The 22,080-nt window shown below is 70.9% G+C and carries 17 protein-coding genes; 9 read left to right on the plus strand and 8 right to left on the minus strand.

The genetic code is table 11. From position 1 onward, the window contains the following. Nucleotides 1-44: 44 nt before the first annotated feature. The 5 genes from AB0I04_RS04610 to AB0I04_RS04630 all read left to right on the plus strand — a co-directional run bounded on the left by AB0I04_RS04610 (nt 45) and on the right by AB0I04_RS04630 (nt 4,880). Complete coding sequence (locus AB0I04_RS04610; RefSeq protein WP_360878948.1) at nt 45-917, plus strand: PhzF family phenazine biosynthesis protein; 873 nt, start codon at nt 45-47, stop codon at nt 915-917. Beyond that, a complete protein-coding gene (locus tag AB0I04_RS04615; RefSeq protein ID WP_360878951.1) occupies nt 914-1,924 on the plus strand; it encodes an ornithine cyclodeaminase family protein in 1,011 nt (336 codons plus the stop codon). The genes AB0I04_RS04610 and AB0I04_RS04615 overlap by 4 nt, the downstream gene beginning before the upstream one ends. Further along, the gene (locus tag AB0I04_RS04620) at nt 1,921-3,690 is read left to right on the plus strand and encodes a DUF885 domain-containing protein (RefSeq protein WP_360878954.1); all 1,770 of its coding nucleotides are present in this window, start codon (nt 1,921-1,923) and stop codon (nt 3,688-3,690) included. Before AB0I04_RS04615 ends, AB0I04_RS04620 begins: the two co-directional genes overlap by 4 nt. Further along, the gene (locus AB0I04_RS04625) at nt 3,687-4,325 is read left to right on the plus strand and encodes an ATP-dependent Clp protease proteolytic subunit (RefSeq protein ID WP_360878957.1); all 639 of its coding nucleotides are present in this window, start codon (nt 3,687-3,689) and stop codon (nt 4,323-4,325) included. Before AB0I04_RS04620 ends, AB0I04_RS04625 begins: the two co-directional genes overlap by 4 nt. A gap of 174 nt (nt 4,326-4,499) precedes the next feature. Continuing rightward, nucleotides 4,500-4,880 (plus strand): peptidase inhibitor family I36 protein, encoded by a 381-nt coding sequence (locus tag AB0I04_RS04630; RefSeq protein WP_360878960.1) that lies wholly within the window; start codon nt 4,500-4,502, stop codon nt 4,878-4,880. Nucleotides 4,881-5,029: 149 nt separating this feature from the next. Here AB0I04_RS04630 and AB0I04_RS04635 read toward each other — a convergent pair whose 3' ends face one another. Continuing rightward, the gene (locus AB0I04_RS04635) at nt 5,030-5,716 is read right to left on the minus strand and encodes a (2Fe-2S)-binding protein (protein WP_360878963.1); all 687 of its coding nucleotides are present in this window, start codon (nt 5,714-5,716) and stop codon (nt 5,030-5,032) included. Between the two features lie 86 nt (nt 5,717-5,802). On the opposite strand from AB0I04_RS04635, the gene AB0I04_RS04640 reads away from it, so the two are divergent. After that, entirely contained in the window at nt 5,803-6,567 is a 765-nt protein-coding gene (locus AB0I04_RS04640) for a class I SAM-dependent methyltransferase (RefSeq protein ID WP_360878966.1), read from the plus strand. Between the two features lie 67 nt (nt 6,568-6,634). Here AB0I04_RS04640 and pgl read toward each other — a convergent pair whose 3' ends face one another. The 6 genes from pgl to tkt form a co-directional block, all read right to left on the minus strand. Next, nucleotides 6,635-7,411, minus strand: a complete 777-nt coding sequence (pgl, locus tag AB0I04_RS04645) for a 6-phosphogluconolactonase (protein WP_360878969.1) — start codon at nt 7,409-7,411, stop codon at nt 6,635-6,637. Then, nucleotides 7,408-8,397, minus strand: a complete 990-nt coding sequence (gene opcA / locus AB0I04_RS04650; RefSeq protein ID WP_360878972.1) for a glucose-6-phosphate dehydrogenase assembly protein OpcA — start codon at nt 8,395-8,397, stop codon at nt 7,408-7,410. The genes pgl and opcA overlap by 4 nt, the downstream gene beginning before the upstream one ends. Continuing rightward, complete coding sequence (gene zwf / locus AB0I04_RS04655) at nt 8,397-9,932, minus strand: glucose-6-phosphate dehydrogenase (protein ID WP_360878975.1); 1,536 nt, start codon at nt 9,930-9,932, stop codon at nt 8,397-8,399. Before zwf ends, opcA begins: the two co-directional genes overlap by 1 nt. 303 nt (nt 9,933-10,235) lie before the next feature. After that, the gene (locus tag AB0I04_RS04660) at nt 10,236-11,852 is read right to left on the minus strand and encodes a glucose-6-phosphate isomerase (RefSeq protein ID WP_360878979.1); all 1,617 of its coding nucleotides are present in this window, start codon (nt 11,850-11,852) and stop codon (nt 10,236-10,238) included. Between the two features lie 194 nt (nt 11,853-12,046). After that, on the minus strand, nt 12,047-13,144 hold the full coding sequence (tal, locus tag AB0I04_RS04665; protein WP_360878982.1) for a transaldolase: 1,098 nt from the start codon (nt 13,142-13,144) through the stop codon (nt 12,047-12,049). An 8-nt stretch (nt 13,145-13,152) separates the two neighbouring features. Further along, nucleotides 13,153-15,273, minus strand: a complete 2,121-nt coding sequence (gene tkt, locus AB0I04_RS04670) for a transketolase (protein WP_360878985.1) — start codon at nt 15,271-15,273, stop codon at nt 13,153-13,155. A 370-nt stretch (nt 15,274-15,643) separates the two neighbouring features. On the opposite strand from tkt, the gene AB0I04_RS04675 reads away from it, so the two are divergent. Then, nucleotides 15,644-16,582, plus strand: a complete 939-nt coding sequence (locus AB0I04_RS04675; RefSeq protein ID WP_360879959.1) for a heme o synthase — start codon at nt 15,644-15,646, stop codon at nt 16,580-16,582. Nucleotides 16,583-16,598: 16 nt separating this feature from the next. Further along, nucleotides 16,599-18,026, plus strand: a complete 1,428-nt coding sequence (locus tag AB0I04_RS04680) for a PrsW family intramembrane metalloprotease (protein WP_360878988.1) — start codon at nt 16,599-16,601, stop codon at nt 18,024-18,026. 13 nt (nt 18,027-18,039) lie between these two features. Here the strand turns inward: AB0I04_RS04680 and AB0I04_RS04685 are convergent, their stop codons facing one another. After that, nucleotides 18,040-18,495, minus strand: a complete 456-nt coding sequence (locus AB0I04_RS04685; protein WP_360878991.1) for a DUF2871 domain-containing protein — start codon at nt 18,493-18,495, stop codon at nt 18,040-18,042. Nucleotides 18,496-18,789: 294 nt separating this feature from the next. Here AB0I04_RS04685 and AB0I04_RS04690 point away from each other — a divergent pair, with 294 nt between their 5' ends. Then, on the plus strand, nt 18,790-22,077 hold the full coding sequence (locus AB0I04_RS04690) for a GH92 family glycosyl hydrolase (protein WP_360878994.1): 3,288 nt from the start codon (nt 18,790-18,792) through the stop codon (nt 22,075-22,077). The last annotated feature ends 3 nt before the right edge of the window (nt 22,078-22,080 follow it).

Consider the following 22,080-nt stretch of genomic DNA (forward strand, 5'->3'; position numbering starts at 1 on the left):
TCGCCACTTCCTTGGGGTGATCCCCGGAGGATAACGTGCGGGCCGTGCGCTACCACCACGTCGATGTCTTCACGCGAGTGCCCTACAGCGGCAACAGTCTCGCCGTGTTCCCCGATGCCTCCGGCCTGGACGGCGCGCAGATGGCGCAAATCACCAAGGAGCTTCGGCATTTCGAGTCGATCTTCCTCGAGCCGGGCACGGACCGTCGGTCCTACCAGGCGAGAGTGTTCGATCTCATCGAAGAGCTGGACTTCGCTGGGCATCCGGTGATCGGTGCGGCATGCGTGGCCCACCATCTGACCGGCGACAGCGCGGCGGAGCACTGGACGATCCGGTTGACGGCACGGACCGTCACGGTGATGACCGTACGACGCGGGCCCGGCCGGTACTCGGCGGTGCTCGATCAGGGTGGGGCGGAGTTCCTCGGCGCTCCGGCGGAGTCGCGTCGCGCTGAGATCGCCTCCTGGTTCTCCTTGAGCGAGGCGGAACTCGATCCGATGCTCATGCCGGAGGTCGTCTCCACCGGTCTGCGCTACCTCATCGTGCCGGTGGCCCACGAGGCACTGACCCGCGCGCACATCGCACCGCCCGACCTGGACGCCAAGCTGGCGGAACTCGGGGCGCAGTTCGCGTACCTGCTCGACGCTGCCGCACTGGAGGGGCGGCACTGGAACAACGACGGGCTGGTCGAGGACGTCGCGACCGGCAGCGCCGCCGGTTGCGTGGGGGCCTACCTGCGCAGGCATGGCCGCGTCGGCGACGGCGAGACGGTGACCTTGTGTCAGGGGCGCTTCACCGGGCGGCCCAGCGAGATCACCGTCCAGGCACACGGGTCCGGGACCAGCATCGGATCGGTCAAGGTCGGCGGCGACGTCGTGCTCGTGGGAACCGGAACTCTCGACAGGGTGCCGTCGTGAACGGCGCGGCCCCGCACTTCGGCGCCGAGGCCATCCGCGCCGTCGTCGGGTTCGAGGATCTCGTCGAGCCGGTGTCCGCGGCGTTCGTCGACTTCAGCCGGGGGCTGGGCGATTCACCGGTCTCGGTGTTCGCCCCGGCCGGTGCGGACGGCGATGTGCACGTCAAGTCCGCATGGCTCCCGGGATATCCGATCTTCACGGTGAAGGTGGCGACCTGGTTCGCCGAGCGGGCTCGCCGGGGCGGCTCCGCAGGCGCCGGGATGGTCGCGGTCTTCGACGCCGAGACCGGTGACCTGCGAGCCCTCCTGCACGACGACCATCATCTGTCCGACGTCCGCACGGCGGCAGCAGGGGCGCTGGCGACGCGGATCCTGGCCCGCCCCGATGCGGCGACGCTCGGGGTGCTCGGCACAGGCGTGCAGGCATTTCTGCAGGTTCTCGCCGCCGCGGCCGAGCGCCCGATCCGTACGGTCCGGGTCTGGGGGCGCTCCCACGCGGCCGTCGAACGACTGACCGCGGCACTGCGGACCCGACGCCCGGACCTGCGGGTCGACCCGGCCGGCACCGCGCGTACGGCGTGCGCGGGTGCCGATGTGCTGATCACCGCGACGCCCAGCACGGAGCCGCTGGTCGAGGCGGCATGGTTGAACCCAGGGGTCCATGTCACCGCGGTCGGCGCGGACGATCCGGGCAAGGCCGAGCTGTCTCCGGCGTGTCTGCTGCGAGCCGACCGGGTCGTGGTCGACAGCCGGGCGCTGAGCGCCGTGCACGGCGACCTCGCCCAGGCGAGGGCCGAGCACGTCGAACTCGACCCGGCTCCGGCCGAACTCGGCGAACTGCTCGCGGAAGGCGCACCCGCCCGAGCCCGCCCGGAGGAGATCACCATCTGCAAGCTCATCGGCCTCGGCGTGCAGGATCTCGCCGCGGCCGCCGTGACCTTGGAACGACTGAGCAGCGGCTGGCTCCCGGCGAACCGACCGGCGAGTATGGAGGATCTGCGGCGATGACCATCGCCGCCTTCGGACCGGAGAACCACATGCCAAAGATCAGGCCGATCACCGCGGTCGACCGAGTGATGGACGGCTTCTTGGACGAGTTCGCGGCGCTCGATCCGATCGCGGCGACCGAATTCGGCCTGTCCGGCCACGAGGAACGGCTGCCGGATCTGTCACCGGACGGCCTCGCCGAGATCTCCGCGCTGCGACGGCGTACCCTCGCCGCGCTGGACCGGGCCCGCCCCGAGGACGCCATCGACCGGGTCACCGTGGCCGCCGCGCGCGAGCACCTCCAGGTCGCCGAACTCCTCCGGGACGCCGGAACCGAGGAATCACGCCTGAACACCATCGAAAGCCCGCTTCAGGCCGTACGGCAGGTCTTCGACTCGATGCCCACCGCCACCGTACGGGACTGGGCGGCCATTGCGACGAGGCTCGCCCGGGTGCCCGACGCGATCGGCGGATACGTCGCGTCGCTGCGCACCGCGGCGGCGGACGGGCGGATCAGCCCGCGACGGCAGGTACAGGCGGGGATCGCGCAGAGCCGCGCGAGCACCGGGCCGGACGGCTTCTTCGCCCGCCTGGCCGCCGGCGCGGAACCACAGGACGGCGTGCTCCCCGACTCGGTCCGACGCGATCTGGAACGCGGCGCGCGCGCCGCCGCCGCGGCCTATGAGGAACTGACCCGCTTCCTCACCGACGAACTCTTCCCCAAGGCACCGGACGAGGACGCGGTCGGCCGTGACATGTACGCGCTGTTCTCCCGGTCGTTCCTCGGCTCCCAGGTCGACCTGGCGGAGGCCTACGAATGGGGGCAGGAGGAACTCGCCCGCATCACCGGGCGGAAACGCGATCTCGCCCGGCAGATCATGCCCGGAGCGACGGTCGGCGAGGCGATGGAGCACCTGACGGCCGATCCGGCCCGCAGGCTGTCCGGCGTCGACACCCTGCGCGCGTGGATGCAGGAGAAGTCAGACGCGGCGGTCGCCGCCCTCGCCGATCGCCACTTCGACATCCCCGCCGCGATCCGCACGCTGGAGTGCCGTATCGCCCCGACCACCACCGGGGGCATCTACTACACCGGGCCGAGCGAAGATCTCACCCGGCCGGGCCGCATGTGGTGGGCGGTCCCGGCGGGAGTCACGGAGTTCTCCACCTGGCGCGAGCTGAGCACCGTGTACCACGAGGGCGTGCCCGGCCACCACCTGCAGATCGGACAGACCGTACACCGCCGCGAGGAGCTCAACCGGTGGCGCCGACTGGCGTCCTGGGTGGCCGGTCACGGCGAGGGCTGGGCCCTGTACGCCGAACGCCTCATGGCCGACCTCGGCTTCCTCGACGACCCCGGAGACCATCTCGGCATGCTCGACAGCCATTCCTTCCGGGCCGTCCGCGTGGTGATCGACATCGGCTTCCACTGCGGATTCGCCGCCCCCACGGAGGCCGGAGGCGGCGCGTGGACACCGGACAAGGCATGGCGGCTGCTCACCGCTCACTCCGCCAAGAACGCCGCCCGCCTGCGCCAAGAGCTCGATCGCTACCTCGGCTGGCCCGGACAGGCGTCCGCGTACAAGCTCGGCGAGCGGTCCTGGCTGCGGCTGCGCGACGAGGTGCGCGCTCGCGAAGGCGCCGCGTTCGACCTGAAGGCCTTCCACCACGAGGCACTCGGCGTCGGCAGCGTCGGTCTCGACGTGCTCCGCTCGGCGCTGTCCGGAGAGTTCGACCATGACGGGGCGGGCTATGGTCGTGGGGAGCCGTACGGAGGGGGCACCCGATGACGATGCCGTCGTTTCCGCCCGAGTTCCCCGGCGACCCGAACAGGCCGTCGCAGCCGTCATGGCCGGGAGGACCTCCCCGACCAGGGGAGCGGTCAGGCGAGCCGGGTACGGCCGATCCACTCGCCGACCGGCTGTTCGAGCACCGGATCGTCCTCGCGAACGGGCCGCTCGACGGCGCCCGCGCCTCGGAGCTGTCCGGGAGGCTCATCATGCTCGACGCGGCGGGGGAGGAGCCGGTCACGTTGCACCTGTGGTCGCCGGACGGTGAACCCGACGCGGCGTTCGCCGTCGCGGACACGATCGGGATCCTCGGCTGCCCGGTGCGCGTTCTGATCGCCGGTCAGACCGGGGGCCCGCCCCTGCTCGTGCTCGCCGCGGCAGGGCGACGGGAGATGATGCCCCATGCGACGTTGCGGCTGACCGAGCCCCGGGCGGCGTTCCGGGGCGACACCACGGACGTCGCCGCCCGCGAAGAGGAGCATCGGCGTCAGGTCGACGCCTTCTACATCCGGCTGGCCGAGACGACCGGCCGGGAGGTCGACGAGATCCGCGAGGACGCCCGGCAGGATCGCCTCCTCACCGCCGACGAGGCGGTCGCCTACGGCCTCGTCCAGACCGTCGTGGCGCGGCCGTAGCCAGAATCCTGCTTCCAACGCGCGGATGGGCTCAGAGTAACGGGCGGATCGGCTCAGAGTTAGGTCCAGAGGCTCTATCGCGCCCGGGCTGGCCGTCGGCAGTATTGGCCGGTCCGAATTACTCAGGGGGTTGGGACGTTAACCCCCCGCGACCGAGGAGCCTTCTTGGCGATCATGAGCAAGTACGGAGCCGGACTGCTGGCGGCCACCGCGATGGCGGGCGTGACCCTTCTCAGCGGCGGCGCCGCGGAGGCGGGTACGGTCTCCGCGACGAGCTCCTGCGGTAACAAGCAGCTCTGCCTCTACAGGGGCACGAACTACGCCGGGAAGCCGCAGGCGACCGCGAGCCGCCCGAAGTGCACCAAGGCCAAGGCCCTCAAGAGGAAGTTCGCCGTCAAGTCGTACCGGAACTTCACCTCGTACAACTGGTCGGTCTACGACAAGAACTTCCACCTGGTCTACACCGTCACCAAGAGGGGCACCCGCGGCGCCACGGCCAAGGTCGCTAACGCGACCGTCCGGAACAAGGGCATCTACTGGTGCGTCAAGGGCTGAACCGCCGACCTTGTGAAAGGGCGGGCGCGACAGCCCGCCCTTTCGCGGCTTCCCCCCGGTACGCGGCGCAGTCGCGGCCTTCATGAAGCGTGGGCCGACACTGACAGCGGAGGTCGCCGGTGCGGGCGTCCTCCGAGCCGGCGGAAAGGTCAGAGGAGCGCGCAGTCGCCGCACTTGCCGCCGCCGGGTACCCGGTAGTAGAGGCAGCAGCTTCGCCGGCGGAAGCCGTAGCGACCGAAGCCGCCGGTTCCCGCCAGCGGAGACCCGGCCAGGAGCTCCTCGACGAACCGCAGCGCCGCCCCGGAGACCGGAGGGCGGGCCCGGGAGACGACCGTCATCGCGCCGGCGAGGGCCGACGCCGCGTTGCCCCACAGCAGGCCCTCCGCGACCGGCGTGACCGCCCGGACCGCGGCGACCAGCGGCGCCAGGTGATCCTCGATCACGACGCGACGAAGGGTGGGCGCGTCCGCGGGAAGCGCCGGCGCGCCCGGCGTCGCCAGGAGGATCGGGCCGGGGGAGGCGGCTCGCCAGTAGGTACGAGCCGGATCGAGGTCCGGCACGCGGCCGTGGACGACGGCGGTGGCGAGCGCGGGCGACCAGAGGTGGCCCGCGACGCCCTGGAACAGCAGGGAGGCCGCGACCCGGTCCTCGGATGTGCCGAGACGCACCCGCACGGCCGCGATCTGGTCGGGCAGCGCGGGACCGTACAGCTCGGTCAGCGGCCGCCACAGCGGATGCTCCGCGACGCCGGGGTCGACGGCGACGGAGAAGTACGGCCCGACCCGGGCCACGTCGGCGAGCGCCTCGTCCATCGTCACCTGCGAACCCTGTCCCATCGCCGTCGAGCCTGCCCCGGCGCACCGCATCCGGTCAAACCAGGCCCCGCACCGATCACCGTCGCGGCTCTGGGAACATGGAATGCGTGATCTACGACCATCCCTGGGCGTACGAGCTCGCCTGCTCGTTCCGTGACGTCGGCGGCGAGGTCGACGTGCTGCGGCGCTGGGCCGGCGACGCCCGGAACGTTCTGGAGCTGGCGGCCGGGCCGGCGGAGCACGCCCGGGAGTTCGCCCGCCGGGGCGTGGCCGCGACCGCGCTGGACCTCAACCCGGCGATGTGCGCCTATGCCCGTGAACGGGGGAGCGGGCTGCCCCTGGAGGTCGTCGAGGCCGATATGACCGACTTCAAGCTCGGCCGCCGCTTCGACCTCGTCATCACCATGCTCGACTCGACGGCGCACCTGATGACGCTGGACGCCTTCGTGGCGTACCTGCGGTGCGTCGCGGAGCACCTCGCCGAGGACGGGCTCGCGGTGATCGAGATGAGCCACCCCGCCGACCGGCTCAGCGAGACGCCTCGCGTCTCGGCGGCGTGGGCCGTGGAGAAGGACGGTGCCAGCGCCCGCGTGCGGTGGGGTGAGCCGTCGGATGAGATCGATCCGATCACCCAGATCGTCGAGGACCACGTGACGATCGCCATCGACGGCGGCGACGTGATCCAGGGCGTGGTGCCCTACCGCTTCTGGACGGCGACCGAACTGGACGCGGCGCTCCGGCTCGCCGGCGGGCTCACGGTGGAGGCGCAGTACGGCGACTTCGACCCCGGCGTGCCCCTCGACGCTCCGGAGGCCTGGCGCATGATCACCCTGCTGCGCCGGTCGGCCGGTGCGGGGCCCTCATCCGGCTGAGCCCGGACGAGAGCCCTTGGGCCTGTCTCGAAAGCCCCAGCGGGGACTTCGAGACAGGCCCCGAGCCTCATGGCGAGGCGATGCGGCCGATCTCGGGCGGCAGCCGGCTCGCGGCCGCCCGGTCGAGCAGGAACAGCGTGCGCTGCCGGCCGCGGGCGCCCGCGCCGGGGACCTGCACCGGGCCGGCGTCGGACAGCGCCAGGTGCACGGCGGCGGCCTTCGACTCACCCGCCGCGATGATCCAGATCTCGCGCGCCGTGTGGATCGCCGGCAGGGTCAGGGAGAGGCGGGTCGGCGGCGGCTTGGGCGCGCCGTGCACGGCCACCACCGGACGCTCCTCCTCGTAGAGGGCGGGCATGCCGGGGAACAGCGAGGCGACGTGGGCGTCCGGGCCGAGGCCGAGCATCAGCACGTCGAACGACGGGACGACCCCGTGGTCCTCCGGCCGGGTCGCGGCCCGCAGCTCGGCGGCGTACTGCTCCGCCGCGTCCTCCGGGGTCAGGCCCGAGTCGGTCGACGGCATGGCGTGCACCCGTTTCGGGTCGACGTCGACGTGGTCGAGCAGGGCCTTGCGCGCGCCGGTCTCGTTGCGTTCCTCGTCACCCGTCGGCAGGTAGCGCTCGTCGCCCCACCAGATGTCCAGGTGTCCCCAGTCGACGGCGTCCCGGGCGGGGGTGGCCGCGATCTCCTCGAGCACCGCCGTGCCGACGCCGCCACCGGTCAGGACGAGGTGCGCCCCGCCGCGGGCCGCCTGGACGTCGACGAGACCGGTCACCAGGCGGGCGGCGACGGCCTTGGCGAGCAGGGACTGGTCCTGGTGGACCAGCACGGACGGGGCGGTCACGGCTTCTTGCCCTTCGCGGCCCCGCGCGGGGTCTTCGCCGCGGCCGGAGCCGTCGCCGGAGCTGCGGCCTCGGCGGGTGTGTCGAGACCCTTGGCGCACCGCAGAACGGCCTCGCGGTAGACCTCGTCCGGGTCGAGACGGCGCAGCTCTTCCGCCAGGAGCTCGGACGTCGGCCGCCGGTGCAGCGCGACCTGACGGTCCGGCTGGTCGGGCCGGGACAGCGTCGCCACGCGGCCGTCGGGCCGGGTGATCGCGACGTCGCCGCCGTTGGTCGTGGTGAGGCGTACGGAGGTGATGCCCGGCCCGTGCGACTCGGTCACCGCGCACGGGATGGCGAGACGCACCGACAGCCACGAGGCGAGCAGCGCGGCGCTGGGGTTCTGCGGCTCGGCCTCGACGATCGCACCGGTGATGTCCTCGCGCGGCTGGTCGAGGATCGCGGCCAGCAGCGAGCGCCATGGGGTGATACGGGTCCAGGCGAGGTCGGTGTCGCCGGGCACGTACGCCTCGGCCAGCCGGGTCAGCGTGGCGATCGGGTCGGTGCTGCCCCGGGCGTCGGTGACACGGCGCTGGGCGAGCGCGCCGAGCGGCTCGTCGGCCGGCTTGCGCGGAGCCACGCCGGGCCACCAGGTCACGACGGGCGTGTCCGGGACCAGCAGCGGCAGTACGACCGAGTCGGAGTGCTCGATGAGCTGCCCGTACAGCCGCAGGATCACGGTCTCGCCGGGCCCCGTCTCGCCGACGCGGACCTCGGCGTCGAGCCGGGGCTCCCCGTTGGCATGGCGGGCGATCACCGCGATGATCCGGCACGGGTGCTCGCGGGCGGCCTCGGTGGAGGCGCGGACGGCGTCGTACTGCGCGGCCTCGTCGGTGTAGATGACGAGGGTCAGGACCTTGCCGGTCGCGGGCCCGCCCATCCGGTGCCGGGCCGCGCTCAGCGCGTCCTGGATCTTCCGGGTGGTGGTGTTGGTGAGGTCGATGTTCATCAGAGTCGCCTCCACGCCCGGCCGTCGCGGGCCATCATCTCGTCCGCGGCCTTCGGCCCCCCGCCGCCCGACTTGTACGGCTCGGGCTTGCCGTGCTTGTCCCAGTACTCCTCGATCGGGTCGAGGATCTCCCAGGACAGCTCGACCTCCTCCTGGCGGGGGAACAGCGGCGGGTCGCCGATGAGCACGTCGAGCAGCAGGCGCTCGTACGCCTCGGGGGAGGACTCGGTGAACGACTCGCCGTAGTCGAAGTCCATGTTCACGTCCCGGACCTCCATCGAGGTGCCGGGGACCTTCGAGCCGAACCGCATGGTGACACCCTCGTCCGGCTGCACGCGGATGACCAGGGCGTTCTCGCCGAGCTCCTCGGTGTCCGTGACGGCGAACGGCAGGTGCGGAGCGCGCTGGAAGACGAGCGCGACCTCGGTGGCGCGCCGGGTCAGCCGCTTGCCGGTGCGCAGGTAGAACGGCACGCCCGCCCAGCGGCGCGTGTCGACGTCCAGGCGGACCGCCGAGTAGGTGTCGGTACGGGAGTTCGGCGGGATGCCCTCCTCCTCGAGGTAGCCGCGCACCTTGACGCCGCCCTGCCAGCCGGCGGCGTACTGCCCGCGCACGGTGTAGGCGCCCAGGTCCTTGGGCAGGCGTACGGCCGACAGGACCTTCGCCTTCTCCGCCCGCACGGACTCGGCCGCGAACGACACCGGCTCTTCCATCGCGGTCAGCGCCAGCAGCTGCAGCAGGTGGTTCTGGATGACGTCCCGCGCGGTGCCGACGCCGTCGAAGTAGCCCGCGCGACCGCCGATGCCGATGTCCTCGGCCATCGTGATCTGCACGTGGTCGACGTAGGAGCGGTTCCAGATCGGCTCGAACAGGTTGTTGGCGAACCGCAGCGCCAGGATGTTCTGCACCGTCTCCTTGCCGAGGTAGTGGTCGATCCGGAAGATCGACTCCTCGGGGAAGACCTCGTGCAGGATCGCGTTGAGCTCCTGCGCGCTGGCCAGGTCGTGACCGAAGGGCTTCTCGATCACGACGCGGCGCCAGGAGCCCTCCGACGGCTGCGACAGGCCGCTGGCCTGCAGCTGCTTGACGACGTCCTGGAAGAACTTCGGCGGGATCGACAGGTAGAACGCGTAGTTGCCGCCGGTGCCGCGCTTCTCGTCCAGCTCCTTGACCGCCATGGCGAGGGCCTCGAACGCGCCCGGGTCGTCGAACGTGCCCGGCACGAAGTGGATGCCCTCGGCGAGCTGGTTCCAGACGTCCTCACGGAACGGGGTACGGGCGTGTTCCTTCACCGCGTCGTGCGCGAGTTGCCGGAAGTCCTGGTGCTCCCAGTCGCGGCGGGCGAACCCGACGAGCGAGAAGCCCGGCGGCAGCAGGCCCCGGTTGGCGAGGTCGTAGATGGCAGGCAACAGCTTCTTACGGGACAGATCACCGGTGACGCCGAACAGCACGAGCACACACGGCCCGGCCACCCGCGGCAGCCGCTTGTCCCGGGGATCGCGGAGCGGGTTGAGCGCCTCTAGAGCCCTCTTCATCGCGTGTCTCCGTTCCCGTCGGCTTCGTGTTCATCACAGGGAGTACGCGGCGGCGCCCCGATCGTCCCGGTGGGCCATCTCATGCCCAACTTCCCTGTCCTTCCTAGTGGCGCCCGGGCGGTGGGCCGCCTCGGCGTCATCCTCTTCGTTCGAGCGGCCGTCCGCGCTCTGCCGAGCCGGTGACCATCTTTCGCTAACCCTCGTATCGCGCGCGATCTTCCCAGCGTCGCAGGATCTACACGGTCAGGTACCGGAAAGGCGGAGAACCCGGACAGGAACCAGGATGGCATGCTCGGCTCTCCCTCAGTCGCCTAGGGCGGTCTCCAATTCGGTAAGGCCCGCAGCGCGGTCCCGCAGATGCAGCCGGACGGCCGGACGGCCCCGGGAGCGCAGCGCGCGTAGATCACCGAAGGCCTGGGCGAGTTGCAACGCCTTCAGGCCGTAAGGACGGCCGGGCACCTCGACGTCTTGTTCGACCGCGCCGGTGATCTGGACGACCAGCCCACCCGGAGGGCCGTCCTTGTGGGCCTGGCCGGTGGAGTGGAGGGCCGCCGAGCCCCAGCCGAAGCCGACCGGGACGTCGCGGAGCCGCCGGCCGAGCAGCGGACGCAGGCGAGCGGCGGCGGCGTCCCCGACGCGGTCCAGGTGGGCGATCACCGCGAGGTGCCCGCGGCCGGGGACCGCGCGGAGCACCGCGTCGAGAGCGCTCCGCAGGTCCTTGGCCCCGTGGAGCAGTTCCGCGGAGCCGTGCACCTCGACGGCGCCGTCCACCAGCGCCGGCTCGCCCGCGATGAGCGTTGGGGCGGCACCGTCCTCCGAACCGCGCAGCAGGGCCGAGACCGCGCTCTGGGACTCGCGCAGCGCGGGCTCGTCGAACGGGTCGACGCCCATGATCCGGGCGGCCACGGCCATGGCATAAGCCCATAGCGGGAACTGCGCGCCGAGCGGGCCGGACACCGCGAGGCCGGCGCCGCCGACCCGGTCGCCCAGGGCGAGGAGCCACCGGTCCTCGCCGGATCCCAGCGCGTCCACGTCCTCGACGACGATCGGCACGACGCCCTTGCCGTCCTTGCCCGTCGCCGCCGCGGTCAGCTGCTCGACCCAGCCGGCCAGCCCGGGAAGGCCCGAGCCGTTGTCGGCGATGATCAGTTTGTCGCGGCCGTGCGTGGCGGCGGCGCCCAGCGCCGCGCCGAGCGTCAGGCCCGGATTGTCGTACGGCGGGCGAAGAGCGGGCAGGAGGGCGGTGGCCTCGTCGAGCAGCCGCTCGACGTCGGCACCCGACAGCGCGGCCGGAAGCAGCGCGGACGCCGACAGCGCCCCGAACCAGCCGGTCGTCTCCGGGTCGGACAGGACCACCCGGTAGCCGGTCTCCTTCGCCCAGGACTCCATCGGTGAGCCCGGGTCGGTGACCACGACGATCCGCTCGGCCGGATCGACGCCCGCCGCGCGGAAGGCCCCCTCGAAGACGCGGCGCAGGGCGTCGGTCTCCATCGTGAGACCGCTCTTGTCCGCCACCACCAGGGCCGTGCGGTCCGGCCGGTCGTCGAGCGCGCGGCGCACCTCGTGCGGATCGACGGTGTCGAGCACCGTCAGGTCGGTGCCCTGCCCATGCGCGATCACGTCGGCGGCGCGTGCCGAACCGCCCATCCCGGCCAGCACGACCCGGTCGAGTCCCGCGAACCGGCTCACCAGCTCGGACAGCTCGGGAAGCAGGCGGCGGGACGTCTCCGGCGCGTCGACCCAGCCGAGCCGGCCGGCGGCCCGGCCCGCCGCGTCCGCGCCCCACAGGCTGGCGTTCTTGGCCATCAGCGCCGTGGGTACGCCGTCGTAGGCCAGCCGCCCCAGGGCCTTGTCAGTGCGGCTGACGGCATCGCCCTCGACGGTCACGGACACGCTTCCGGCGGTCACTCGCAAGGTCACGGCGTCTCCTGGCCCGATCCATTCGCCACGCCCCTGCGAGCGGACCCCGCCGGACGTGGGGTGTCGTTCGTTTCTCGCGTCCGGACCCGGGCATACCCGGTCCGGCGCGTGTCACTCACCGTACATGGACGATCGCGAGACGCGCCCCGGCCGGCTCCGTCGGGTGACGGTCACCGGCCGGGCGAGGCACCAGATCAGGCCTTGTCGCGCAGCTCGCTCTTGATGCTGTCGAGCAGCTCGTTCCAGGACGCCTCGAACTTCTCGACGCCCTCCTCCTCGAGGACCCGGACGACGTCGTCGTAGTCCACGCCGGCCTCCTTGAGGGCGGCCATGTGGGCGCGGGCGTCGTCGTAGAAGGACCGCACCCGGTCACCGCGGATGTCCGCGTGGTCGGCGACGGCGTCGAGGGTCGGCTCCGGCATCGTGTTCACGGTGTCCGGGGCGACGAGCTCGTCCACGTACATCGTGTCGGAGTACTCCGGGTTCTTGACCCCGGTCGACGCCCACAGGGGCCGCTGGACGCGCGCGCCCGCGTCCGTGAGCGCCTTCCACCGGTCGGTGCCGAACTTCTCCTCGTACAGCGCGTACGCGAGGCGGGCGTTGGCGATGCCCGCCTTGCCGGCCAGCTCCGTGTGGCCGACCTTGTCGAGGCGCTTGTCGATCTCGGTGTCGACGCGGCTGACGAAGAACGACGCCACCGACGCGATCTTCGACAGGTCGTGCCCGTTGGCCCGCGCCTTCTCCAGGCCCTCGAAGAACGCGTCGATGACCTGGCCGTACCGCTCCAGCGAGAAGATCAGCGTGACGTTGACGCTGATGCCCCGCGCCAGCGTCTCGGTGATCGCCGGCAGGCCGGCGAGCGTCGCCGGGATCTTGATGAAGACGTTCGGCCGGTCGACCATCCACCACAGCGCCTTGGCCTCGGCCGTGGTCTTCTCGGTCTCGTGCGCCAGTCGCGGGTCGACCTCGATCGACACGCGCCCGTCGAGGCCCTCGGTGCGGTCGTAGACCGGGCGCAGCACGTCGGCGGCCCAGCGGATGTCGTGCGTCGTGATGGCCCGGGAGGCCTCCTCGACGTCGACGCCCCGGACGGACAGCTCGCGTACCTGCTCGTCGTACGCCGACCCCTGGCTCAGCGCCTTGGAGAAGATCGTCGGGTTGGAGGTCACGCCGACGACGTGCTTCTCGCGGATCAGGGCCTCGAGGTTGCCCGTGCGCAGGCGCTCCCGGCTGATGTCGTCCAGCCAGATGGACACGCCCTCGTCCGAGAGCTTCTTCAGGATGTCACTCATGTCTCTCCTCAGTTGCCGGTCGTTTCACCACGCCCGCCGATGCCCGCCTTGATCAGGCTGGACCCGGCCGCGGCGACGACGCGGTCGGCGGTGAAGCCGAACTGCTGGAACAGGGTCTTGTAGTCGGAGGAGGCGCCGAAGTGCTCCAGGCTGACCGACTCGCCGCAGTCGCCGACGAACGCCCGCCAGCCCAGGCCGATCCCGGCCTCGACCGAGACGCGGGCCCGGACGGAAGGCGGCAGGACGTGGTTGCGGTAGGCCTCGTCCTGGCTCAGGAACCACTCCACACACGGCATCGACACCACCCGGGTCGGCGTGCCCTTGGCCTCCAGGATCTCGCGCGCCTCCACGGCGATCTCGACCTCGCTGCCGGTCGCGATCAGGATGACGTGCGGCTGGTGGTCGGACGCCTCCGCGAGGATGTAGCCGCCCTTGGCGGTGCCCTCGGCGCTCGCCAGCTCGCCGCGGTCGAACACCGGCAGCTTCTGTCGGGTCAGGCAGAGACCGGCGGGCCGATCCGTGTGCTCGAGGATCGTGCGCCAGGCGACGACGGTCTCGTTCGCGTCCCCGGGCCGGACGACGTCCAGCCCGGGGATGGCGCGCAGTGCCCACAGGTGCTCGACCGGCTGGTGCGTCGGGCCGTCCTCGCCCAGGCCGATCGAGTCGTGCGTCCACACGTACGTCACCGGCAGCTTCATCAGCGCCGCGAGGCGCACGGCGGGGCGCATGTAGTCGCTGAAGACCAGGAACGTGCCGCCGTAGGGCCGGGTGCCGCCGTGCAGGGCGATGCCGTTGAGGATGGCGCCCATGCCGTGCTCGCGGATGCCGAAGTGCAGCGTGCGGCCGTAGCGGTTGCCGGGCCAGTCCTTGGTCTGGAACTCCTCGGGGATGAAGGACGGCTCGCCCTTCATCGTGGTGAGGTTGCTCTCCGCCAGGTCGGCGGAGCCGCCCCACAGCTCGGGGAGGACCGGGCCGATCGCGGTCAGGATCTCGCCGGAGGCCCCGCGGGTGGCGATCTGCTTGCCGGCCTCGAACTCCGGCAGCTTGGCCGTCCAGCTGTCCGGCAGGCGCCGCGCGGAGATCCGGTCGAACTCGGCGGCCCGCTCGGGATTGGCGGCGCGCCAGGCTTGGAACTTCTGGTCCCATTCGGCGTGCAGCGCCCGGCCCCGCGTGATGACCTCCCGCGAGTGGGCGAGCACGTCCTTGGGCACGTCGAAGGAGACGTTCGGGTCCAGGCCGAGGATCCGCTTGGTCGCCGCGACCTCCTCCTCGCCGAGCGCCGCGCCGTGGGCCTTGCCGGTGTTCTTCTTGTTCGGCGCGGGCCAGCCGATGATCGTGCGGAGCGCGATGAACGACGGGCGGTCGGTCTCGGCCTTCGCCGCCTCCATGGCCTGGGCCAGAGCCTCGACGTTCTCGTGGTAGTCGCCGTCGGTGGTCCAGTCGACCCGCTGCACGTGCCAGCCGTAGGCCCGGTACCGCGCGTCCACGTCCTCCGACAGCGCGATCGCGGTGTCGTCCTCGATCGAGATGTGGTTGTCGTCGTAGATGACGGTGAGGTTGCCGAGGCGCTGGTGCGCGGCGAGGGCGCTGGCCTCGTGGCTGATGCCCTCCTCGATGTCACCGTCGGAGGCGATCGCCCAGATGTAGTGGTCGAACAGGCTCTTCCCCGGCGCGGTGTCAGGGTCGAAGATCCCCCGCTCCCGGCGTGCGGCCATCGCCATTCCGACGGCGTTGCCCAGGCCCTGGCCCAGCGGCCCCGTCGTCGTCTCGACGCCTCGCGTGTGGCCGTACTCCGGGTGCCCGGGCGTCTGGCTGCCCCACTTGCGAAGCGCCTTCAGGTCGTCCAGCGACAACCCGTACCCCGACAGGAAAAGCTGAATGTAGAGCGTCAGGCTGGAATGGCCGGCGGAAAGGACGAACCGGTCCCGGCCCGGCCACCTCGGGTCGGTCGGGTCGTGGCGCAGGAACCGCTGGAACAACAGGTAGGCGGCCGGAGCGAGGCTCATGGCCGTGCCGGGGTGGCCCGATCCGGCCTCCTCGACGGCGTCCATGGCCAGCGCGCGGATGACGTCCACGGCCCGCCGGTCCAGGTCGGTCCATTCGAACGAGTTATCAGAATGCGTACTCACGAGACGCTCCAGGCTCCTCTCGACTACGTGTCAGTGTCCCCGCGACCCGTCCCCAGCCGAAAAGAGCCCGTGACCAGGCCACTGCCGGGGCCCGAAGTGAGCCTATCGCTCACGTCGCCACCGCCTTGACAGGCGTTCCTCTATCGTCAACGCCGCGACCCTCGTACGGCATTTCCCGAAGACGCCGGGCTTAACCCGTTGTGCCGCGCCCACCCCGGTGACGGGGTGCGTGGGGACCGGCATTACAGTGATTGCGCGGTCCAGCCCATAGGGCGATGGCCCGATCACAGCCGACTGGCGGCAAGGAAACCCGAGGATCAGACACAGTGTCCCTTAACGTCGTGAACGCGCAGGTGAACATCCGGTGACGGTGGTCATCAACCGTCCGGCGAGGACTCCCGCGCCGCCCACGCCCGGCCGTCGACCGTTCGGCGCACTGGTCCGTGCCTACGTGGCGCTGACCAAGCCGCGCATCATCGAGCTCCTGCTCATCACGACGATCCCGGTGATGTTCCTCGCCGCCGGCGGCCTGCCGCCGCTGTGGCCCGTCATCGCGACCCTCGTCGGCGGCATGCTCTCGGCGGGCGGCGCCAACGTGCTGAACTGCTACATCGACCGCGACATCGACGCGAAGATGCGCCGCACCCGCCGCCGGCCGCTGCCGATGGTGCAGGTCACGCCGAAGGAGACCCTGGTCTTCGGGATCGCCCTCTCCGTCGCCTCCACCGTGTTCCTCGCGCTGGCCGTGAACCCGCTGTCCGCCGGGCTGTCGGTGTTCGCGATCCTGTTCTACGTCTTCGTCTACTCGCTGGTGCTCAAGCGGCGCACGAAGCAGAACGTCGTGTGGGGCGGGATCGCCGGGTGCATGCCGGTCATGATCGGCTGGTCCGCCCTCACGAACAGCGTGTCGCTGACCCCGGTCGTGCTGTTCCTCGTGGTGTTCTTCTGGACGCCGCCGCACACCTGGACGCTGGCCATGCGCTACCGGGAGGACTACGCGGCCGCTGAGGTGCCCATGCTGCCGGTCGTCGCCACCGAGCGGCGTGTCGCCATCGAGGTGATCGTCTACACGTGGGTGACCGTGGCGTGCTCACTGGCGCTGTGGCCGATCGCCCACACGACGATCTTCTACCCGATCGCCGCGGCCGTCCTCGGGGCCGCCTGCCTCGTCGAGGCGTACCGCCTGCTCGGCCGGGTCCGCGCGGGCATCACCGGCGCCGTGCTCAAGCCGATGCGCTACTTCCACCTGTCGAACGCGTACCTGGCGCTGCTCTTCCTGGCGGTCGCGATCGACCCGCTGCTGCACTGACGGTTACCCTCCCGGCATGGCGCGTGTTGATCCAAAGGCGATCCTCGAAGGTCGCATGCCCGGCCGGGCCCCCGTCGGACTGATCATCGGGCTGGTCGTCTCGTCGGTCTGTGCGATCGTCGTCCTGGGCATCGACGCGGTGAACGGGGCACCGTTCATCGTCGGGTTCGTCCTGGCGATCCTCCCGGTGCCCCTGCTGATCTCGCTGGTCCTCACCCTCGACCGGCTCGAACCCGAGCCGTGGCGCGCGTTGCTGTTCGCCTTCATGTGGGGCGCCGGCGTCGCCGTGCTCGGCGCGCTGATCCTCAACACCGCCGGGTACGAGCTGCTGACCAAGCCGGTGTTCGGCGAGCGGGGCGAGCTCGTCACCGCCTCCGTCGGCGCGCCCCTGGTCGAGGAGTCACTGAAGGGCGCGGTGCTCTTCGGCTTCCTGTGGTTCCGCCGCAACGAGCTGGACGGCCTGACCGACGGCATCATCTACGCCGCCATGGTCGCCCTCGGGTTCGCGATGATGGAGAACGTCGGGTACTACATCCGGGCGTTCCACCAGCACAACCTCGAGGCCGTCTTCATCATGCGCGGGGTGATCTCCCCGTTCGGGCACCCGCTGTTCACCTCGATGACCGGCCTCGGCGTCGCCTACGCCGCCCTGCATCGGGGCGCCGCCCGCGTCGTGGCGCCGGTCGTCGGGCTCTGCGCGGCCATGCTGCTGCACGGCGCCTGGAACTTCTCCACCGCCTTCGGCCTCCAGGGCCTGATGATCGCCTACGGCATCGACTTCCTCATCCTCATCGGGCTGATCGTCACCATCCGGTGGGAGCGCCGCCAGACCGTCAAGCTGATCCAGCGGCACCTGCCGATGTACGCCGGAACCGGCCTGGTCACGCCGCAGGACGTCAACATGCTCGGCAACCTCAAGCTGCGCCGGCGCGCCCGCCAGTGGGCCCGCATGGCGGGCGGCGCGCGGGCGGCGCGCGCGATGGCCGACTACCAGCTCGCCGCCACCGAACTGGCGCTGCTGCACCAGCGCGCCGAGCGGCACGTCGCCGAGCCGACCTGGTTCTACCGCCGCCGGCAGGACCTGCTGAACCTCATGCACCTGGCCCGCCAGGCGTTCCAGGGCCGGCAGCCGCGGCCGCTCGTGCCGCCGTGGGCCGGACGCGGACAGTCCGGGTTCCTCCAGCCGGGCCCGTCGTACGGCCCGCCGCCGCCCGGCCCGTTCTCGGCCCCGGGCCCGTACCACCCGCCGGGCCCGTACGGCCCACAGGGACCTCAGGACCCGCCGCCCTACGGTCCGCAGGAGCCCCAGGACCCGCCGCCGTACGGCCCGCCCGGTCCGCAGGACCCACCGGGACCGCACGGATCGCAGGGGCCGGGACCGTACGGTCAGGGGCCACAGGAGCCTCCGGGCCCGTACGGTCCGGGTCCGGGCCGCCCGCTGTAGGCGTCGGCGCGGTTCAGCCGTCGGCGAGCGGCTCGGCCGGGGCGACGCCGTGCGCCGCGATCTCCCGGCGGGCGGGGATGCGCTTGCCGAGGGCGATGAAGAACAGGATCAGGCCCACGGTCAGCAGGATGTGCCCCAGCCCGGCGACGAGGGCGATGGCGTCGCCGCTCCCGTGCCCGAGGACGGTCAGCGTCCCGTGGACGGTCATCATGGCGACGGTCACCGCGAGACCGGCGTTGTAGATCCAGAAGAACCAGCCGAACAGTTTGCCCGTGCTCAGGGCGAACTGCTTCTCCAGCATCAGGACGATGAGGAAGAACAGCATCCCGAGCGCGAGTACGTGGGTGTGCACCAGGCCGAGCTGTGACTCCCCGGTGAAGTGCTTGATCTTGGTGACCTCGCGGTAGTAGAAGCCGCTCACCAATCCGATGATCATGTACAGGTGGGCGGCGTTATAGATCTTCTTCACGGTTCCTGACCTCGGGGTTGGTACTCGACTCAAGTGACCTAACCCTTCCGTGCCGCCCGATCGCCATCAACGACGGAATCGGTAACGTCTGTTGACTCATCGCTAATCAATCGCGGGTGTGGCGATCGCGATCCCGATGATGCCGGCGTGACTCGAGACGATCGGTGCGGCCGGTATTGCCCATTGACTGTGGAGTGACACAGATCAACAATGCCGGTAACCAGTGACAACGTTGTCATGATTCTGCGATGGTCCTCCGCCAGCGCACCCTGTGACCTCCCCAGAGGAGCAGTTGTGTTCAGACGCTCGCGTGCCCGATTGGCAGGCCTCGTCGGCCTCGCCCTGACCTCCCTGGCCCTCCCTGCCGTCCCCGCCCACGCGGCAGCCCCCGACCTCGCCTCCTACGTCAATCCGTTCGTCGGCACCCAGGACGGCGGGCCCGACTTCGGGCACGGCGGCGGCGCCGGGATGAACTTCCCCGGTGCCGTCACTCCATTCGGGATGATGCAGTGGAGCCCCGACACCGTCCGCAACTCCGGCGGCGGCTACAAGTACGAGGACAACCGCCTGCGCGGCTTCAGCATGACCCACATCTCCGGGCCCGGCTGCACGGGCGCGCAGGACTTCCCGGTCATCCCGTTCTCCGGACCGGTCACGACGTCGCCCGCCACCCACGGCACCGACTACGTCCAGACCTTCAAGCACGAGAACGAGCAGGCGTCGCCCGGGTCGTACGCCGTGACGCTCGACTCCGGCGTGAAGACCGAGCTGACCGCGACGCAGCGGGCGGGCGTCGCGCGGTTCACCTTCCCCACCGACAAGGTGGGCACGCTGCTGCTCAATGTGACGGGGTCCATCAACGGCGTGGACGACGCCGAGGCCACCGTCAAGGGCAACACCGTGTCGGGCTGGGCCAAGACCGGCGGGTTCTGCGGCGCGGACACGAAGTACTACGTGTACTTCACCGCGACCTTCGACCGGCCCTTCCAGACGTACGGCACGTGGAAGAACGACTCGGTGGAGCCGGGTGAGGACGCCGTGCGCGGCAGCGCCCCGGCGAAGGTTCCCCAGCAGACGCAGAAGACCTTCGGGCGATTGAACAACGGCCCCGAGGGCCGGCCGATGCCGCAGCGCTCCCCGCAGGCCCTCGCCCGTGACGTCACCGTCAAGGGCCCGGGCTCGGGCGTCTACCTGCAGTTCGACACCAGCAAGGCCCAGCCGGTGCAGATGCGCGCCGCGGTGTCGTACGTGAGCATCGACGGCGCGAAGCAGAACCTCAAGAAGGAGATCGGCGGCCGGGGCTTCGACTCCGTGCGCGACGCCGCGCACGCCGCGTGGAACAAGCGCCTCGGGCAGATCAAGGTGAGCGGCGGCGCGGACGACCGGCTGCGGACCTTCTACACCGCGCTCTACCACGCGATGCTTCAGCCGTACGTCTTCGACGACGTCGACGGCACCTACACCGGGTTCGACTACCGCACCCACAAGGTGAAGAAAGGCCATCACCAGTACGCGACGTTCTCCGGCTGGGACATCTACCGCAGCGAAGCACAGCTCATCGCACTGCTGGCGCCCGACGTGGGCGCCGACATCGCCCAGTCGATGTACAACGACGCGCACTCGGTCGGCGACGTCTGGGACCGCTGGTCGCACCAGAACACCATCACCGGCGTCATGAACGGTGACCCGTACCACTCGATCGTGTCGACGATGTACGCCTTCGGCGCCCGGGACTTCGACGCGAACGGCGCGCTGGCCGCCATGGTCAAGGGCGCGAACCGGGTCGGGGAGGACAAGAACACCAGTTACACCGAGCGGCCCGGCAACGCCGACTACCTCAGGCTCGGCTACGTGCCCGCCGACCCGGCGACCACCCTGGAGTACGGCATCGCCGACTTCGGCATCGCCCAGCTCGCCCAGCGACTGGGGGACAAGAGCACCTACCAGGACTTCATGAAGCGGGCGCACGGCTGGGAGACCATCTACAACCCGCAGAACGACTGGATCCAGCCGCGCTTCGCGGACGGCTCCTTCCTCACGCCGTTCGACCCGGCCGACTCGAACTGGTACGTCGAGGGCAACGGCTCGCAGTACCACTGGATGGTGTACGACGACGTCGCCGGTCTGTTCAACGCGATGGGCGGCCGCGACCAGGCGGCCAAGCGGCTCGACACCTTCTTCACCAAGCTGAACGCCGGCTCGCACGAGCCGTACGCCTACCTGGGCAACGAGCCGTCGCTGCAGTCCCCGTGGCTGTACGCGTGGGCCGGGCAGCCGTACAAGACGCAGGACGTCGTGGCGCGGGCCCGCAAGGAGCTGTTCAAGCCGACGCCGGGCGGTCTGGTCGGCAACGACGATCTCGGCACGATGTCGGCGTGGCGGGTGTTCGCCGGACTCGGCATGTTCCCGGCGATCCCGGGCCGCGCCGAGATGATCCTCAACAGCCCGGAGTTCCCGCAGATCACGGTCACGCGGTCCAGTGGCCAGAAGATCACCATTAACGCGCCGGGGGCGTCCGACGACAACAAGTACGTGCGGTCGCTGAAGGTCGGCGGCAAGGCGACCAGCCGCGCCTGGCTGCCCGAGTCGTTCGTCGCCTCCGGCGGCAGGCTCGACTACACCCTCGGCGCCCAGCCGAACACCACCTTCGGCAGCGACCCGAAGGACGCCCCGCCGTCCTTCGGCACCGGCGCCCGCCCGTTCCTGTCGGCGACCACGCCGGGCACCGCGTCCGTCGAGCCGAGCGGCTCCGTGGAGGCGACCCTGCGCGCGCAGGCCGTCGGCACGGGCGACACCGTCACCTGGACCGCCAAGCCGCCGGCGGGCATCACCGTCACGCCGTCCTCGGGCACGCTGAAGGTCCCCGACGCCGGCCACGCCGACCAGAAGGTGACCATCTCGGTGGCCGCCGGCCAGAAGCTGGACTACTACTCGGTGCCGATCGAGCTGACCGCCTCCGGGCAGTCGGTGGGCACCACCGGCATCACGCTCAATGTCGCCAAGCGCGGCACGATCGAGTGGTACCAGAACAACGCCGGCATCTCCGACGACGGCAAGCAGGGCAACGCCAACTTCGACGGCGGCGGGTGGAGCTACTCCGCGCAGGCGCTGGCCGCGGCCGGCCTCAAGCCCGGTCAGCCGGTGACCTGGAACGGCTTCACCTTCGCCTGGCCGAACCGCACGCCGGGGCAGCTCGACAACATCCAGGCGAGCGGCCAGGTCGTCGACCTGCCCGACGCTCCGAAGGGCGCCTCCAAGCTGGCGTTCCTCGGCTCGGCGGGCAACGGAAACGCCCCGTCGACGGTGACGATCACCTATACGGACGCGTCGACGGCGACGGGCAAGCTGGAGTTCAGTGACTGGGCGCTCGGCGCCGACGCCTACCCGCCGCAGTACGGCAACGAGATCGTCGCCAAGACCCCCTACCGCAACGGCTCCGACGGCAACCAGCAGAAGCTCAACATCTACGTGTTCGGCGCCACGCCGATCGCGCTCGACGCGAGCAAGCAGGTCAAGAGCGTCACGCTGAACACTCCGACCGGCGGAGGGTCGCTGCACGTCTTCGCCTGGTCCTTCTCCTGAGCG

Source organism: Actinoallomurus sp. NPDC050550 (genome assembly GCF_040655075.1).
GTDB lineage: Bacteria > Actinomycetota > Actinomycetes > Streptosporangiales > Streptosporangiaceae > Actinoallomurus.

Excerpts from the sequence above, each read along its gene's own strand:
- AB0I04_RS04620 (WP_360878954.1), top strand. The coding sequence starts at position 1,921 with ATGACCATCGCCGCCTTCGGACCGGAGAACCACATGCCAAAGATCAGG.
- AB0I04_RS04625 (WP_360878957.1), top strand. The coding sequence starts at position 3,687 with ATGACGATGCCGTCGTTTCCGCCCGAGTTCCCCGGCGACCCGAACAGG.
- AB0I04_RS04630 (WP_360878960.1), top strand. The coding sequence starts at position 4,500 with ATGAGCAAGTACGGAGCCGGACTGCTGGCGGCCACCGCGATGGCGGGC.
- AB0I04_RS04635 (WP_360878963.1), bottom strand. The coding sequence starts at position 5,716 with ATGGGACAGGGTTCGCAGGTGACGATGGACGAGGCGCTCGCCGACGTG.
- opcA (WP_360878972.1), bottom strand. The coding sequence starts at position 8,397 with ATGAACATCGACCTCACCAACACCACCACCCGGAAGATCCAGGACGCG.
- zwf (WP_360878975.1), bottom strand. The coding sequence starts at position 9,932 with ATGAAGAGGGCTCTAGAGGCGCTCAACCCGCTCCGCGATCCCCGGGAC.
- tal (WP_360878982.1), bottom strand. The coding sequence starts at position 13,144 with ATGAGTGACATCCTGAAGAAGCTCTCGGACGAGGGCGTGTCCATCTGG.
- AB0I04_RS04680 (WP_360878988.1), top strand. The coding sequence starts at position 16,599 with ATGGCGCGTGTTGATCCAAAGGCGATCCTCGAAGGTCGCATGCCCGGC.